The organism is Streptomyces sp. WAC00040 (assembly GCF_056835925.1).
The window spans coordinates 3,255,032-3,270,968 of the sequence record NZ_JAKQZE010000001.1 but is presented as its reverse complement, the minus strand read 5'-3'; the positions used below and the strand labels follow the sequence as shown (position 1 = coordinate 3,270,968).

Sequence of the window (15,937 nt, the reverse complement as noted above, 5' to 3'; positions counted from 1 at the left end):
GCGCCGCGGCCCCTCGGCCACGGCGCGGACCGGCCGCCTGCTGTCAGCTCAGGAACGCGCCGAACGCGACGCCGTCGACCGGGATTCCACCCTGGCCGGGCCGCCAGCTCTGCGTGGGCGCACCGCCGTTGGGCGTGTTCCACGGGAAGGCGTGGACGGCCCGGTCGGCGACGGGACCGTACGGGACACCCACGTAGAGCGAGCCCGGGCTCGTGCCGAGGCCCATGCCCGTGAGCATGCGGGGCGCGCGGGCGGCGGGGATGCCGTTGCCGGGCGAGATCCAGCTGTCGCCGGCACCGGGCGCGCCGAGCAGCGGCAGGATCTGCACGCCGCCTTCCTCCCGGTACTCCTCGGAGGACTCCTCACCGGGCACGCCCACGGCGAGACGCATCGTGGCCGCGGTGCCGGTCGCGGTCGGGGCCGTGTTGACCGCGGCGAGACGCTGGCCGAAGAAGTCGCCGGCCTCTGCCTCACCCTCCGTGTCGGGCTGGTTCTGGTCGATCCAGGTGATCGGCGCCACGGTGCCGTCCGCCTTGAGGTGGTACGTGTGCACGGCGCCGGCGTCGACGGTGGTCGCCAGGTCCTCGCCGGGGACACCGACGGCGAGGAGTGAATCGGAGTTCGAGGTGGCGCCGGCCGGGCGGTAGGGCGCCATCGCCAGGGACGTGCCGTACTGGTCGCCGGCCTGTGCGGTGGTGTCACCGCTGCCACTGCGGCCCTGACCCATGCCGAACAGCGGGTCGGGAATGCCGGAGGTGTTGATCGAGGGCCGGAAGGCGATCACGGCGCCCGCGAACTCGACGTTCGCCGAGGTGGTGGCGATGGACTCGCCGGGTGCGCCGACGACGAAGTGGCGGTCGGTGGCGGCGATCGACCCGCCGAAGCGGTCGTTGGGCTCGGGGTCCTCCCACACTCCGGCACTGTCCTGGGCCACGTGCGCGACGTTGTAGGCGGTGCCGTAGACGTAGTGGAACATCCCCATGTCCTTGCCCTCGGCGCCGTCCTCGCCGGGCGCTCCGATCACGAGGAAGGGGATGTTGGTGGCCGACCTGCCGGCGGCCACGGCGTATCCGACCCAGTCCTCGGCCTCGTAGCCTCCGGCGAGTTTGCCGTCGCTGCCCTGGCGGAAACCGATGGTGCCGAGCCCGTTCCCTGCCATGCCGGCCGGTGAGCCGTAGATCAGGTGGACCAGGCCCGCGTCCTTGACGGTGCGGTCGGTCAGGTTGATGTCCTCGAAGGGGATACCGACGGCGATGTCGCTGCATCCGTCGGAGTTGGCGTCGTAGACGGCGTAGGAGAAGCCGAACTGGTCACCGGTCTCCGCCCCGTCGGACACGTTCGGCGAGTCCTGCGAGAGCGCGAACGTGCCCTTGCCGCCGCCGTAGACGATGTGGATCTGCCCGGCGCGCTCCTTGCCCGCGATCGTGGCCTCCGGGTCGGCGATCGCGATGTCGCGGATCCCGTCACCGTTGAAGTCGTGCTGCGCTCCGGCGCAGCCGGTGGCGGCGACCGCCTGGCTCAGCGGTGCCGCCCCCTGCCCCAGCAGGGTGACGGCGCAGGCGAGTGCCAGCGCCGTCACACCACGGGTCGTTCGTGTGCCGATGTACGGCATGTTTCCCCCACCCCGCGCCGTACTCCGCGAGGAGCGGCGACGGCCTTTCGGTTGACCTGTCGTCGGGGCGGCCCCGGCTCATGGCCGGGGAAGCCCCGTGTGCTCCGGCAGACCGTGTCCGAACGTGGGGAAGCGTTTCCGCAGGGCCTCCCCGCCCCGCGGGCGCTTCGCCGCCCGGTTCCCTGCCCCCACGATCCACGGAAGCGGAACGGGACTATGGCATGATCACGCCGATCACGACAAGATCACATGTCCGACATGGAGCCATCGATCACGAACACAGGTTGGTCACAGGGCCTTTGATACGACGTCACGAGTCCTTCACAAAGGGATACCTGCCGCGTACCCGGAACAACGGCGTACGGCCGCCCCCCACGGGAGCGGCCGTACCAGGTCCCCGGCCTCTCGGCCTCGTCGCGAGTCAGCACGTCAGCGCATCAGCACGCCCGCGTCCTCGCCCGACGTCTCCGTCGGCACGGCGACGAGCCCGAGGTCCGAACCCGACGGCAGCAGGCGGTGCGCCGGCAGGATGCGGACCGTGTAGCCGAAGGGGCCCGTCCGGTCCAGCGCGAGGGGCCCTTCGTACACCCAGCGCCCCTCGAGGTCCGGGCCGCTCGCCGGCTTCAGCGGGAAGGTCTGGGCGTCGCGGATGGCGTCGTCCGAGTCGACGCGGCCGGCGACCACCTGTACCTCGACATCGTCCGGCTGGAGTTCGCCGAGCGCCGCCTGGACGCGGATGGTGAGGGTCGAGCCGAGACCCGCCGACGCGACCTGGCCCGCGGCCGCGTCCTGGTCGACGGCCTCCACATGGTCGACGGCCACCTGACGCCAGGCCGAGCGCACCCTGGCCTTCCAGACCGCGAGATCCTGTGCGCTGGTGGCGTCCAGGGCGCGGTGCGCCCGCGCCGCCGGTGCGTACAGCCGCTCCACGTACTCGCGCACCATGCGGCCCGCGAGCACCTTCGGGCCGAGGGTGGTCAGGGTACGACGCACCATCTCGATCCAGCGGTCGGGCAGCCCGCCGGTGCCCCGGTCGTAGAACCGCGGGGCGACCCTCTCCTCGATCAGCGAGTACAGCGCCGCGGCCTCGAGTTCGTCGCGGCGGTCCTCGTCGGTGGACGCGCCGTCGGCGGTGGGGATCGCCCAGCCGAAGTCCGGCTCGAACCACTCGTCCCACCAGCCGTCGAGGACGGAGAGGTTGAGGGCTCCGTTGAGCGCCGCCTTCATACCGCTGGTGCCGCACGCCTCCAGGGGCCGCAGCGGGTTGTTCAGCCAGACGTCGCAGCCCGGGTAGAGCTTCTTCGCCATCGCCATGCCGTAGTCGGGCAGGAAGACGATGCGGTGGCGCACCCTCGGGTCGTCCGCGAAGCGCACCAGTTCCCGCACCAGCCGCTTGCCGCCGTCGTCCGCCGGATGGGCCTTGCCGGCGACCACGATCTGGATCGGCTGGGTGGGGTGCAGCAGCAGCTCCGTCAGCCTCTCCCGGTCACGGAGCATCAGGGTGAGCCGCTTGTACGAGGGCACCCGGCGGGCGAAGCCGATGGTGAGCACGTCCGGGTCCAGCACCCCGTCGATCCAGCCGAGTTCGGCCGCGCCCGCACCGCGCTGGCGCCAGGAGGCGCGCAGCCGCTCCCGCACCTCCATGACCAGTTGTTCGCGCAGCGACCTGCGCAGCTCCCAGATATCGGCATCGGGGATGTTCCCGACGGAGTCCCAGCGCCCGGAGCCGCCCACGGAGAGGGCGTCCTCCGCACGGCTGGTGCCGATCTGCCGGGCACCGAGGCGGAACACCTCCGGCGCCACCCAGGTCGGGGCGTGCACACCGTTGGTGATGGAGGTGATGGGCACCTCCGTGGCGTCGAATCCCGGCCACAGTCCGGCGAACATGCTGCGGCTCACCGCGCCGTGGAGTTCGGAGACGCCGTTGGCGCGCTGGGCTAGCCGCAGTCCCATCACGGCCATGTTGAAGACGCCGGGCTCGCCGCCCGGATAGGTCTCCATGCCCAGCTGAAGGACCTTGTCGACGGGCACGCCGGGCAGCTCCGCGCCCTCGGAGAAGTGGCGTGCGACGAGTTCGCGATCGAAACGGTCGATGCCGGCCGGCACGGGGGTGTGGGTGGTGAACACGGTCCCTGCCCGCACGGCCTCCAGCGCCGCGTCGAAGCCGAGCCCGCTGCCTCCGTGCTCGGGCGGCTCCCCCAGTTCGCGGATGCGTTCGAGGCCGAGGAATCCGGCGTGACCCTCGTTGGTGTGGAACACCTCGGGCGCGGGACGGTCGGTGAGCCGGCAGTAGGCGCGGACCGCCCGCACTCCGCCGATGCCCAGCAGCATCTCCTGGAGCAGCCGGTGCTCGCTGCCGCCGCCGTACAGCCGGTCGGTGACGTCGCGGGCGCCCGGCCCGTTCTCCTCGATGTCGGAGTCGAGCATCAGCAGCGGTACCCGGCCGACCTGCGCGACCCAGATGTGCGCGTGCAACGACCGGCCGCCGGGGAGGGCGAGGGACACCCGGGCCGGGGTGCCGTCCACCTCGCGCAGCAGGCTCACCGGCAGTTCGTTCGGATCGAGCACCGGGTAGTGCTCCTGCTGCCAGCCGTCGCGGGAAAGGGACTGGCGGAAGTAGCCGTGCCGGTAGAGCAGGCCGACCCCGATCAGCGGTACGCCGAGGTCGCTGGCCGCCTTGAGGTGGTCGCCGGCGAGGATTCCGAGGCCGCCGGAGTACTGCGGCAGGGCGGCGGTGACGCCGAACTCGGGCGAGAAGTAGGCGATGGCGGTGGGGAACGCGGGGGTGTCGGGGCCGCCGTCACCGCCCTCGCCGCCGTTGGACTGGTACCACCTGCGGCCGTGCAGATAGTCGTCCAGGTCGTCGGCCGCGGCGGCGAGTCTGCGCAGGAAGCGCCGGTCTTTGGCCAGTTCGGCCATACGGATGGCGGACACGTTCCCGAGGAGCCGCACGGGATCGCCGCCGACGGCCCGCCACCCTTCGGGATCGACGGTCCGGAAGAGCTCTCGGGTCTCGGTGTGCCAGGACCAGCGCAGATTGCGTGCGAGATCGCTGAGCGGCCCGAGCGGTTCGGGGAGGACGGGGCGGACGGTGAATCGACGAATGGCCTTCACAAGTTCACCTTCGCAGGGGAGGTACACATCCGAGCGGACGCAGGACGGTGCGTCCTTTTCCGTCATTTCCGACGGTATCGGTCCGCGCCCTCCGTAACCACGGCGCACGGGTGTCGCACCGGCGCGTTGGCGCATCCGGCGCGTAAACGGCCGTCAGAAAAGTCCGGTTCCCCATGCATGACGGGCCGGTCTCTTTTCGTGTGTCTTGTGCGACCCCGTACGTCCTAGTAGTTAACACATCACCGGATTGCCCACCCGAAGCGCATGGGAAGGCTCACCCGGTACGCAGGCGAGCACCCTCGAACGGCCTTCCTACCGTCCACCCGAGTGAACGCGGACAGGAGCGGACATGCCCGCAGCCCGCCAGTCACCGTTTCAACAGATACAAATGAAACTCAGTCAAATGAGACCCACTCCGCACAAACGAGACATCCCGCTCGATCCGACCTGCCCGCACAGCCCTCAGGTGATGTTGTGAACTCGCTCATCGGTCGCATCCCCGTCCTGGACGTCCGCCCACTCGTCGACTGCGGCAGAAGGCCCGCGAAGGCCGTGGCGGGTGAGACCTTCCAGGTCACCGCCACGGTCTTCCGCGAGGGCCATGACGCAGTCGCCGCCAACGTCGTGCTGCACGACCCGAAGGGCCGCTCCGGTCCCTTCACCCCCATGCGGGAACTCGCCCCCGGCACCGACCGGTGGGGAGCGGAGGTCACCCCCTCCACGGAAGGCCACTGGACGTACACCGTCGAGGCCTGGAGCGATCCCGTCGCCACATGGCGCCACCACGCCGGCATCAAGATCCCTGCCGGGATCGACACCGAACTGGTCCTGGCCGAAGGAGCGGAACTGTACGAACGAGCCGCGGCCGGCGTCCCCAAGAAGGACGGCAGGGAGGCCGTGCTCGCCGCCGCCGACGCGCTGCGCGACACGTCCAGGCCCGCGGCGGCCCGGCTTGCCGCCGCGTTCGCGCCCGACGCGGAGGCCGCCCTCTCCCGCCACCCACTGCGCGAGCTCGTCAGCTCCTCACCGCCGCTGCCGCTCCAGGTCGAACGCCGGCGGGCGCTCTACGGCTCCTGGTACGAGCTGTTCCCGCGTTCGGAGGGCGCGGTGGTCGAAGAGGGCGAGCCGCCCGTCTCCGGCACCTTCCGCACCGCCGCCGAAAGGCTGCCCGCTGTCGCCGCGATGGGCTTCGACGTGGTGTACCTGCCGCCGATCCACCCCATCGGGACCACCCACCGCAAGGGCCCCGACAACTCACTGACCGCCGGCCCCCACGACGTCGGCGTGCCCTGGGCGATCGGCTCCGCGTTCGGCGGGCACGACGCGATCCACCCGGAGCTCGGCACGCTCGCCGACTTCGACCACTTCGTGACGGCCGCCCGTTCGCTGCGCATGGAGGTCGCACTCGACTTCGCCCTCCAGTGCTCCCCCGACCACCCCTGGGTCAAGGAGCATCCCGAGTGGTTCCACCACCGGGCCGACGGCTCCATCGCGTACGCGGAGAACCCGCCGAAGAAGTACCAGGACATCTACCCCATCGCGTTCGACACGGACATGAAGGGCCTGGTCCGCGAGACGGTCCGGGTACTGCGCTTCTGGATGGACCACGGGGTGCGGATCTTCCGTGTCGACAACCCGCACACCAAGCCGGTCGTCTTCTGGGAGAAGGTGATCGGAGAGATCAACGGCAAGGACCCGGACGTCATCTTCTTGGCGGAGGCGTTCACCAGGCCGGCGATGATGCGCACCCTGGGCGCGATCGGCTTCCAGCAGTCGTACACGTACTTCACCTGGCGCAACACCAAGCACGAGCTCACCGAGTACGTCACCGAACTGGCCGGTGACTCGGCGGCCTTCATGCGCCCGAACTTCTTCGTGAACACCCCCGACATCCTGCACGCCTACCTTCAGGAGGGCGGCCGGCCAGCCTACGAGGTGCGGGCCGTGCTGGCCGCGACGATGTCGCCGTCCTGGGGCCTGTACGCGGGCTACGAGCTCTGCGAGAACGTCCCGCTCAAGGTCGGCAGCGAGGAGTACCGGCATTCGGAGAAGTACCAACTGCGCCCGCGGGACTGGGAGACGGCCGAGCGTGAGGGCCGCACGATCTCACCGCTGATCACCACTCTCAACCGGATCAGGCGGCGCCACCCGGCGCTCCAGCAACTGCGTGACATCCACTTCCACCACATCGACAACGACCGGATGATCGCCTACTCGAAGCGGTCCGGTTCCGATGTGGTCCTGGTCGTGGCGAACCTCGACCCCCACCACACCCAGGAGGCCACGGTCTCGTTGGACATGCCGCAACTCGGTCTCGAAGGGGACGAGACCGTACCGGTGCGCGACGAGCTCACCGGCGAGACCTATCACTGGGGCAGGGCGAACTATGTGCGCCTCGAGCAGGGTACCGCGCCCGCGCACATCCTCACCCTGCGACCGTCCCAGCAGACCGGAGGGTCACCCACATCATGATCGTGAATGAGCCCGTCCACGACACGTTCGAGGACACCCCCGCACGCGACCGCGACCCCGACTGGTTCAAGCGGGCCGTCTTCTACGAGGTCCTGGTCCGCTCCTTCCAGGACAGCAACGGCGACGGCGTCGGAGACCTCAAGGGGATCACCGCCAAACTGGACTATCTGCAGTGGCTGGGCGTGGACTGCCTGTGGCTGCCGCCGTTCTTCAAATCCCCCTTGCGGGACGGCGGTTACGACGTCGCCGACTACACCTCCGTGCTTCCCGAGTTCGGTGACCTGGCCGACTTCGTGGAGTTCGTCGACGCGGCCCACCAGCGCGGCATGCGCGTCATCATCGACTTCGTCATGAACCACACCAGCGACCAGCACCCGTGGTTCCTCCAGTCGCGCAGCGACCCGGACGGCCCGTACGGCGACTACTACGTCTGGGCCGACGACGACAAGCAGTACCAGGACGCGCGGATCATCTTCGTCGACACCGAGTCGTCGAACTGGACCTTCGACCCGGTGCGCAAGCAGTACTACTGGCACCGGTTCTTCTCCCACCAGCCGGACCTCAACTACGAGAACCCGGCTGTGCAGGAGGAGATCATCTCCGCGCTGCGATTCTGGCTCGACCTCGGCATCGACGGGTTCCGGCTGGACGCGGTGCCCTACCTCTACCAGGAGGAAGGCACCAACTGCGAGAACCTGCCGCGCACCCACTCCTTCCTCAAGCGGGTGCGCAAGGAGATCGACGCTCACTACCCGGACACGGTGCTGCTGGCGGAGGCCAACCAGTGGCCGGAGGACGTCGTCGACTACTTCGGTGACTACACGGCCGGCGGCGACGAGTGCCACATGGCGTTCCACTTCCCCGTGATGCCGCGGATCTTCATGGCGGTACGGCGCGAGTCCCGCTACCCGGTCTCGGAAATCCTCGCCAAGACGCCGGCCATCCCGAAGAACTGCCAGTGGGGCATCTTCCTGCGCAACCACGACGAGCTCACGCTCGAGATGGTCACGGACGAAGAGCGCGACTACATGTACGCCGAGTACGCCAAGGACCCGCGGATGCGGGCCAACATCGGCATCCGCCGTCGGCTCGCGCCCCTGCTCGACAACGACCGCAACCAGATCGAGCTGTTCACCGCGCTGCTGCTGTCGCTGCCCGGCTCACCGATCCTCTACTACGGGGACGAGATCGGGATGGGCGACAACATCTGGCTCGGCGACCGGGACGCCGTGCGCACCCCGATGCAGTGGACCCCGGACCGCAACGCGGGCTTCTCGTCCTGCGACCCCGGACGGCTCTACCTGCCGACCATCATGGACCCGGTCTACGGCTACCAGGTCACCAACGTCGAGGCGTCGATGTCGTCGCCCTCCTCGCTGCTGCACTGGACCCGGCGGATGATCGAGATCCGTAAGCAGAATCCGGCCTTCGGGCTCGGTTCGTATACGGAACTCCCCTCCTCCAACCCGGCCGTGCTCGCCTTCTTGAGGGAGGCACCCTCCAAGGAAGAAGGGGGAGACGACCTGGTCCTGTGCGTCCACAACTTCTCGCGGTTCGCGCAGCCGACAGAGCTCGATCTGCGGACCTTCAGTGGACGCCATCCGGTGGAACTCATCGGCGGGGTGCGGTTCCCGCCCATCGGCCAGTGGCCGTACCTGCTGACCCTGGCAGGCCACGGCTTCTACTGGTTCCGCCTCCGCAAGGACGCGAAGAGCGCAGCCGCCACAGCCTGACGTGTCCGCGAGGGGGACAGAACCGGTCCGAAAGGCGCCCCCTACTCCGGCGGGGCGGTTTCCACCGCCCCGCTTCGGGCACTCCCCCCTCACCCCCGCGCGCCGCCGGACAGCCACAGCTGCAATCCGGGACACTTTGCGCATTCGTGGTGTACCCGGGGAAAGGACGCGATGCCCATGTCGGAGGCTGCATCCACCCGGACTCCGCTCGGTCTGCTTCCCTCGCTCGCCCCACTGCTGCGCCAATGGCTGCCCGAACAGCGCTGGTTCGCGGGCAAGGGGTACGAGGTCGGAGGCTTCTCACTCGTCTGCGCGACGGAGCTGCTCCCCCTGAACGGGCCCGGCCCCGGGCTGCTGCACCTGCTCGTGCGGGTCACGCAACGGGACGTGCCCGTGCGGTCGTCCGCCGACTGCTACCAACTGCTCATCGGCGTGCGCGAGACCCTGCCGCCGCCGATGGCACCCGCGTTGATCGGCCATCTCACCGACGGACCGCTCGACGGGCGGACCGTGTACGAGGGGACCCGCGACCCGCGGCTCGCCGCGCTCCTGCTGGAACGGCTGCGCACACCGGGCCTGCTCGGGCCGCTGCGTTTCGAGCGGTTCGACGGCGCGCCCGCTCTGCCGGCCCGGCTGCCCGCACGGCCGCTGGACGCCGAACAGTCCAACTCCTCGCTCGTTTACGGCGACGCGTACATCCTCAAGCTCTTCCGCCGCATCCACCCGGGGCCCAACCCCGACCTCGAACTGCCGCTCGCCCTCGCGCGGGCAGGGTGCGGACGGGTGCCCGCACCGGTCGCCTGGTACGGGACCAGCACGCCGGAACCTTTCACCCTCGGCGTCCTCCAGCCGTTCCTGCCGGGCTCCCGCGACGGCTGGGTACTCGCGCTGGAGGCACTGGCCGCCGACCGCTCCTTCCAGGGCGAGGCCCATGAGCTGGGCCGGGTGACCGCCGAGGTGCACACGGCGCTCGCCGACACCCTGCCGACGGTGAAGCTCGGCGGCCCGCAGACCGAGCGGCTGGCGGCGGCGATGGTCCGGCGGCTGGAGACGGCCGCGCAGTCGGTGCCCGCGCTGGTGCCGTACGTGCCGCGGCTGCGTGCGGCCTTCGACGCGGTGGCCACGCTCGGCAGCCGCGGGCGCACCTGGGCGGCCCAACGGGTGCACGGGGACCTGCATCTCGGCCAGATACTGCGAGGCCCGAAGGACACCCCCTGGTCCGTCATCGACTTCGAGGGCGAACCGGCCAGGCCGCTCACCGAACGGTGCCGTCCGCAGCCCGCCGTGCGCGATGTTGCGGGCATGCTCCGCTCCTTCGACTACGCGGCCCGTACGCACCGCCCCTGGAACCCGGCGTGGGCGGAGCGGTGCCGCGCGGCGTACTGCGACGGCTACGCCGAAGCCGGCGGCGACGACCCCCGCCATGAGCCCGAACTGCTCCGCGCCTACGAGACCGACAAGGCCGTCTACGAAGTCGTCTACGAGGCCAGACACCGGCCGGACTGGCTGCCCGTGCCGATGGCCGCGATCGAACGCCTCGCCGCACTCGACTGACCTGCACCGCTTCTCCCACCGACGCATCCGCCGCCCTAGGAGGCCGAATCCGTGACCGCCCGACCGTCGTCCCGCAAGCCCTCGGGACCGGAAGTCCCGCACCAGCCGACCGAGACGCACAGCGCAGAGACCGGACCCGCCGGGCCGGCCGAGCCGGGCGCGGTGCGCGGCACGGAGAGGACGAGGTCCGGCTCCGGCCGCGCCCCTGGTTCCGCGACCGGCGCCGTCACGCCGCCCGCCGCTGACGAGCCGTCCGTGACCGGGACCGCGCAGCCGGTCGGAGCCGACTCCCCCGCACCAAAGGGCTCCGCGCCCGCCGGGAACGAGCCGGCGGGGACGGCCGGCACCGGTTCCGTGCCGACGGGCGCCGGGGCGCGCCCGGCTCGCTCCGGCGTGAGGAAGGCCGCGCGCGCGGACGCCGCCGCGGCGGCGGACCCGGACGCGGCGCCCGGGTCCGTGACTGCCACCGCCGAGGCGGACCCGGCCGTAGCCCAGCCGGCCGGCTCGGGCGGGAGCGCGGCCCGGCCCGCACGGGCGGCGCGCGCCCGGGCGGGCGCCGCCAAGGCGGCGGGAGCTGGGACCGCACCGGCGGGGGCGGCCCGTGCCAGGGCGGGGGCCACCCCCCCGAAGAGCACCCCGGCCGGCGGGCCGGGCACGGACGTTCCCGCCTCCGATGCTCCCGCGGTGACCTCGGCATCGGCCGGGACCGCCACCGGGGCTGCGGCGGGCGGCGGCACGGCGGGGACGGCAGCCGGAACCACCACCGGTTCCGGCGAACGGGACGGTCAGGACGGACCCGGCGCCGCGTCAGCCGATCGCGACGGGTCCGCATCCGGCCCCGGCAAGGCGCCCCGTACCAAGCCGGCCGGCGCTCCCCGGCCGCGCGACGGACGCGGCGTCCGTGCGGCGAAGCCGCTCGGCGACGACGACCGGGGCCGGCTGCTGAGCGGCGGCCACCACGACCCGCACGCCCTGCTCGGCGCCCACTCGGTGCGCAGCGGCGTCGAACTGCGGGTGCTGCGTCCGCACGCCCTGTCCGTGACCGTCCTCGCCAAGGGCCTGCGCACCGAGCTGAACAACGACGGCGACGGCCTCTTCTCCGGCGTCCTCCCGCTGCGGACGACCCCCGACTACCGTCTGCTCGTCACCTACGAAGGCCACGAGGACGGCTTCGAGGTCGAGGACCCGTACCGCTTCCTTCCCGCCCTCGGCGAGCTCGACCTGCATCTGATCGGCGAGGGCAGGCACGAGGAGCTGTGGCGGGCCCTGGGCGCGCATCCGATGACGCACCAGGGCGTCACCGGAACCCGGTTCACCGTCTGGGCGCCGAACGCGCGAGGCGTACGTGTGGTCGGCGACTTCAACTTCTGGGACGGTTCCGGCTTCCCCATGCGGTCGCTCGGCGCGACCGGCGTGTGGGAGCTGTTCCTGCCCGGCATCGGCGAGGGCGCGCTCTACAAGTTCGAGATCATGCGCCCGGACGGCTCGTTCACGCAGCGGGCCGACCCGATGGCCAGGCGCACGGAGGTGCCGCCCGCCAACGCGTCGATCGTGACCGAGTCGCACCACGAGTGGGGCGACCAGGAGTGGATGACGCGCCGCGGCGAGGTGCCCGTCCACGAGGCGCCGCTGTCGGTCTACGAGGTGCACCTTCCGTCCTGGCGGCCCGGGCTGACCTACCGCCAGCTCGCGGTGCAGCTCCCGGAGTACGTGAAGGACCTCGGCTTCACGCATGTGGAGTTCATGCCGGTCGCCGAGCATCCCTTCGGCGGCTCCTGGGGCTACCAGGTCACCGGCTTCTACGCGCCGACCTCACGCATGGGCACCCCGGACGACTTCCGGCACCTGGTGGACAGCCTGCACCGGGCGGGCATCGGCGTGCTGGTGGACTGGGTGCCCGCCCACTTCCCCAGGGACGACTGGGCGCTGGCCGAGTTCGACGGACGCCCCTTGTACGAGCACAGCGACCCGGCGCGGGCGGCGCACCCCGACTGGGGCACCCTCGAGTTCGACTACGGGCGCAAGGAGGTCCGCAACTTCCTGGTGGCCAACGCGACGTACTGGTGCGAGGAGTTCCACATCGACGGCCTGCGGGTCGACGCGGTCGCCTCGATGCTCTACCTCGACTACTCCCGCGAGGACGGCGAATGGTCGCCGAACGTGCACGGCGGCAGGGAGAACCTGGACGCCGTCGCCTTCCTCCAGGAGATGAACGCGACCGTGTACCGCCGCTGCCCCGGTGTGGTCACCGTCGCGGAGGAGTCCACCGCCTGGAACGGCGTCACCCGGGCCACCCACCACGTGGGCGACGACGGATTCGGCGGTCTCGGCTTCGGCCTGAAGTGGAACATGGGCTGGATGCACGACTCGCTGGGCTACGTCGAGCACGAACCGGTGCACCGCAAGTTCCACCACAACGAGATGACGTTCTCGATGGTGTACGCCTACAGCGAGAACTACGTCCTGCCGATCTCGCACGACGAGGTCGTGCACGGCAAGCGGGCGCTGGTCAGCAAGATGCCCGGCGACTGGTGGCAGCAGCGGGCCAACCACCGTGCCTATCTGGGCTTCATGTGGGCCCACCCCGGTAAGCAGCTCCTTTTCATGGGGCAGGAGTTCGCCCAGGGCGCCGAGTGGTCCGAGGGCCACGGCCCCGACTGGTGGCTGCTCGACCCGTCCTACTCGGCGGAACCGGACCACCGCGGTGTGCGGGACCTCGTGCGCGAGCTGAACACCGTGTACGGCAAGGCTCCCGCGCTGTGGCAGCGGGACACCGCGCCGGAGGGCTTCGCATGGGTGGACGGCGGGGCGTGGGAGGACAACGTGTTCGCCTTCCTGCGCTTCGACAAGCACGGCTCGCCGCTGCTGGCGGTGAGCAACTTCTCGCCGGTGGTGCGGCACGGCTACCGGCTGGGCGTCCCGGAGACGGTCACCGCCTGGGCGGAGGTCCTCAACACCGACGAGGAGCGCTTCGGCGGCTCCGGAGTCCTCAACGCGGACCCGATGAAGGCGGAGCAGGTGGAGTCCCACGGCCGCCGTTCGTCGATCGCGCCGACCCTGCCGCCGCTGGCGACGGTCTGGTTCCGGCCGGCCTGAGTCCGGCCGGAACCGCACGGCGACGGCCGCGGTCACCGCGAAGGTGACCGCGGCCTTCGCGCGTTCCTGACGGCCGCTCCCGCTCGCCGGCGACGTCAGCGGCGGCTCAGGCCGCTCCGGTTCCGGCCCGGCCGCTCGTGCGCACCACTCCCAGGCGCTGCGTCGCCCTGGTGTACGCCACATAGAGGTCGTTCACACCCTGCGCGGAAGCGGACAGGATCAGGTCCGGCTCCGCCACGATCACGGTGTCGAACTCCAGGCCCTTGGCGGCCCTCGGGTCGAGCAGGACCACGGGCCGCGTCAGATCGGGCTCGCCCGTGGCGGACACGTCCGAAACAGCGTCCGCGATCGCGGTGTGCAAAGCGGTGGCGGCGATCACCGCGATCCGGCCCTCGCGCGGGGCGTCGGCCACCCTGGCGGCGACGGTGGCGGCGAGCTCCGCCGGGTCCACGGTCACCTCCCATGGTTCGACCCCGGTCGAGCGCACCGAACGCGGCGGTTCGAACGCCGGGTCCTTGCTGCGCCGCACCTCGGCGGCGAGGGCCATGATCTCGGCAGGTGTGCGGTAGTTGACGCCCAGCCGGGTGTGCTCGAAGCGGTCGCCGACGTACGGCTCGAGGATCTCCTGCCACGACGCGCAGCCGGCCGCGTCGCCGGTCTGCGCGGGGTCGCCGACCAGCGTCATGGACCTGGTCGGGCAACGGCGCATCAGCAGCCGCCACGCCATCTGCGAGAGCTCCTGCGCCTCGTCGACGATGATGTGCCCGAAAGCCCAGGTACGGTCGGCGGCGGCCCGTTCCGCGGCGCTGCGGTGGTCCGCCTCCTCCTGGCGTTCGGCCATCCGCTCGGCGTCGATGATGTCGTGCGCGGCGAGGACCTCCGAGTCCTCGTCGTCCTTGTCCTCGAACTCGTACGTCCGTGAGGCGTAGGAGACTTCGAGCACGCCCTGCGCATAGGCGATCTGCCGCGCGCGCTCGGCCTCGGCACGGGCCAGGGCCGCCGAGTCGTCCTCGCCGAGGAGTTCGGCGGCCTCGTCGAGCAACGGCACGTCGGCCGGGGTCCACGGGCCCGTCTCCCGCCTGAGGAGTGCGACCTCCTCCGCCGGCAGATGGGCCGGCTCCGCGAGGAAGTCCGCCAGGAACTCCTGGGGCGTGAGCGGCGGCCACAGCGTGGCGATCGCGGCGTGGACGTCGGAGCTGGCGGCGATGGCCTTGCCGAGCTGCGCGATGTCGTCGGGGCCGAGGAAGTTGGGGCCTCCGTACGGGTCTTCGCCGATGCGGTCCGCGAGCTGGGCCGTCAGGTCGTCGATGATCCGGAACACGAAGTGGGGGCGGGCGAGATTGTGCGGCAGACCGGTCTCGCGGGCCTTGTGCCGTGCCTCGACGGCCATGCCCCAGTCGATGACGAGGTCGCCGTCGTCGTGCGGCACGACGAGCGGCTCCTCCTTGTCGGGCACCCTCTGCCGGTCGCGTACCGCCTCCGCCAGCACGTCCGCCATGTCCGCGCGGCCCTTGACCGCCGCGGCGGCGGGACTGTCGGTGCCGGTGGCGTGCACACCGGGGAAGAGCTCACCGACCGTCGACAGCAGTACACCGGTCTCGCCGAGCGAGGGCAGCACCTCCCCGATGTAGCCGAGGAAGGCCGGATTCGGTCCGACGATCAGCACCGCGCGCTTGGAGAGCTGCTCCCTGTGCGCGTACAGCAGATAGGCGGCCCTGTGGAGGGCGACCGCGGTCTTGCCCGTCCCCGGCCCACCCTCCACGACGAGGACACCGCGCTGCGGGGCCCGGATGATCCGGTCCTGCTCGGCCTGAATGGTCGACACGATGTCGCCCATCCGCCCGGTGCGGGCGCTGCCCAGCGCGGCGAGCAGCACCTCGTCGGCATCGTGGGACTCGTAGCCGGTACGGGTGGTGTCGGCGAGGTCCATGATCTCGTCGTGCAGTGCGGTGACCGTCCGCCCCTGCGTGGTGATGTGCCGCCGGCGGCGCAGCCCCATCGGCTCATGACCGGTGGCGAGATAGAAGGGGCGCGCGACGGGGGCCCGCCAGTCGATCAGCAGAGGAGTGCGTTCCGCGTCGTCACGGCGGATTCCGGTGCGCCCGATGTGATGGGTGACACCGTCGCGCCGGTCGATGCGGCCGAATACCAGACCGGTGTCGGCTGCATTCAGGGCCGCCAGCGACGCCGAATGCTCGACGACGCCGATGTCCCGCTCGACCCGCTCCTGCCTGCCCGTCCCGACCTGCGCGATCGTGGCGTCGAGAGCGGCTTCGGCCTCGTCACGGAGCTGGTCGAGCCGCTCGTGCACGAGAGAGACGAATTGCTGTTCCCGCCGCAATTCCTCGGTTGACAA

7 protein-coding genes are annotated in these 15,937 nt (G+C 71.0%); 4 read left to right on the top strand and 3 right to left on the bottom strand.

Annotation, left to right across the window (positions count from 1 at the left end; translation table 11 throughout):
* Positions 1-43: 43 nt before the first annotated feature.
* Positions 44-1,612 carry an FG-GAP repeat domain-containing protein gene (locus MDN94_RS15280; protein ID WP_482726344.1) on the bottom strand — a complete coding sequence of 523 codons (1,569 nt, stop codon included), beginning with the start codon at positions 1,610-1,612 and terminating at the stop codon, positions 44-46.
* Positions 1,613-2,041: 429 nt separating this feature from the next.
* Positions 2,042-4,726 carry an alpha-glucan family phosphorylase gene (gene glgP, locus MDN94_RS15275; RefSeq protein ID WP_482726343.1) on the bottom strand — a complete coding sequence of 895 codons (2,685 nt, stop codon included), beginning with the start codon at positions 4,724-4,726 and terminating at the stop codon, positions 2,042-2,044.
* 474 nt (positions 4,727-5,200) lie between these two features.
* Between glgP and MDN94_RS15270 the strand changes: the two genes are divergently transcribed.
* The 4 genes from MDN94_RS15270 to glgB all read left to right on the top strand — a co-directional run bounded on the left by MDN94_RS15270 (position 5,201) and on the right by glgB (position 13,581).
* On the top strand, positions 5,201-7,198 hold the full coding sequence (locus tag MDN94_RS15270) for an alpha-1,4-glucan--maltose-1-phosphate maltosyltransferase (protein ID WP_482726342.1): 1,998 nt from the start codon (positions 5,201-5,203) through the stop codon (positions 7,196-7,198).
* Positions 7,195-8,931, top strand: a complete 1,737-nt coding sequence (gene treS, locus MDN94_RS15265) for a maltose alpha-D-glucosyltransferase (RefSeq protein WP_441266093.1) — start codon at positions 7,195-7,197, stop codon at positions 8,929-8,931. The genes MDN94_RS15270 and treS overlap by 4 nt, the downstream gene beginning before the upstream one ends.
* A 177-nt stretch (positions 8,932-9,108) precedes the next feature.
* Positions 9,109-10,485 (top strand): maltokinase N-terminal cap-like domain-containing protein, encoded by a 1,377-nt coding sequence (locus tag MDN94_RS15260; protein ID WP_482726341.1) that lies wholly within the window; start codon positions 9,109-9,111, stop codon positions 10,483-10,485.
* Between the two features lie 51 nt (positions 10,486-10,536).
* Complete coding sequence (glgB, locus tag MDN94_RS15255; RefSeq protein ID WP_482726340.1) at positions 10,537-13,581, top strand: 1,4-alpha-glucan branching enzyme; 3,045 nt, start codon at positions 10,537-10,539, stop codon at positions 13,579-13,581.
* A 106-nt stretch (positions 13,582-13,687) separates the two neighbouring features.
* Here the strand turns inward: glgB and MDN94_RS15250 are convergent, their stop codons facing one another.
* The gene (locus MDN94_RS15250) at positions 13,688-15,937 is read right to left on the bottom strand and encodes a HelD family protein (RefSeq protein ID WP_482726339.1); all 2,250 of its coding nucleotides are present in this window, start codon (positions 15,935-15,937) and stop codon (positions 13,688-13,690) included.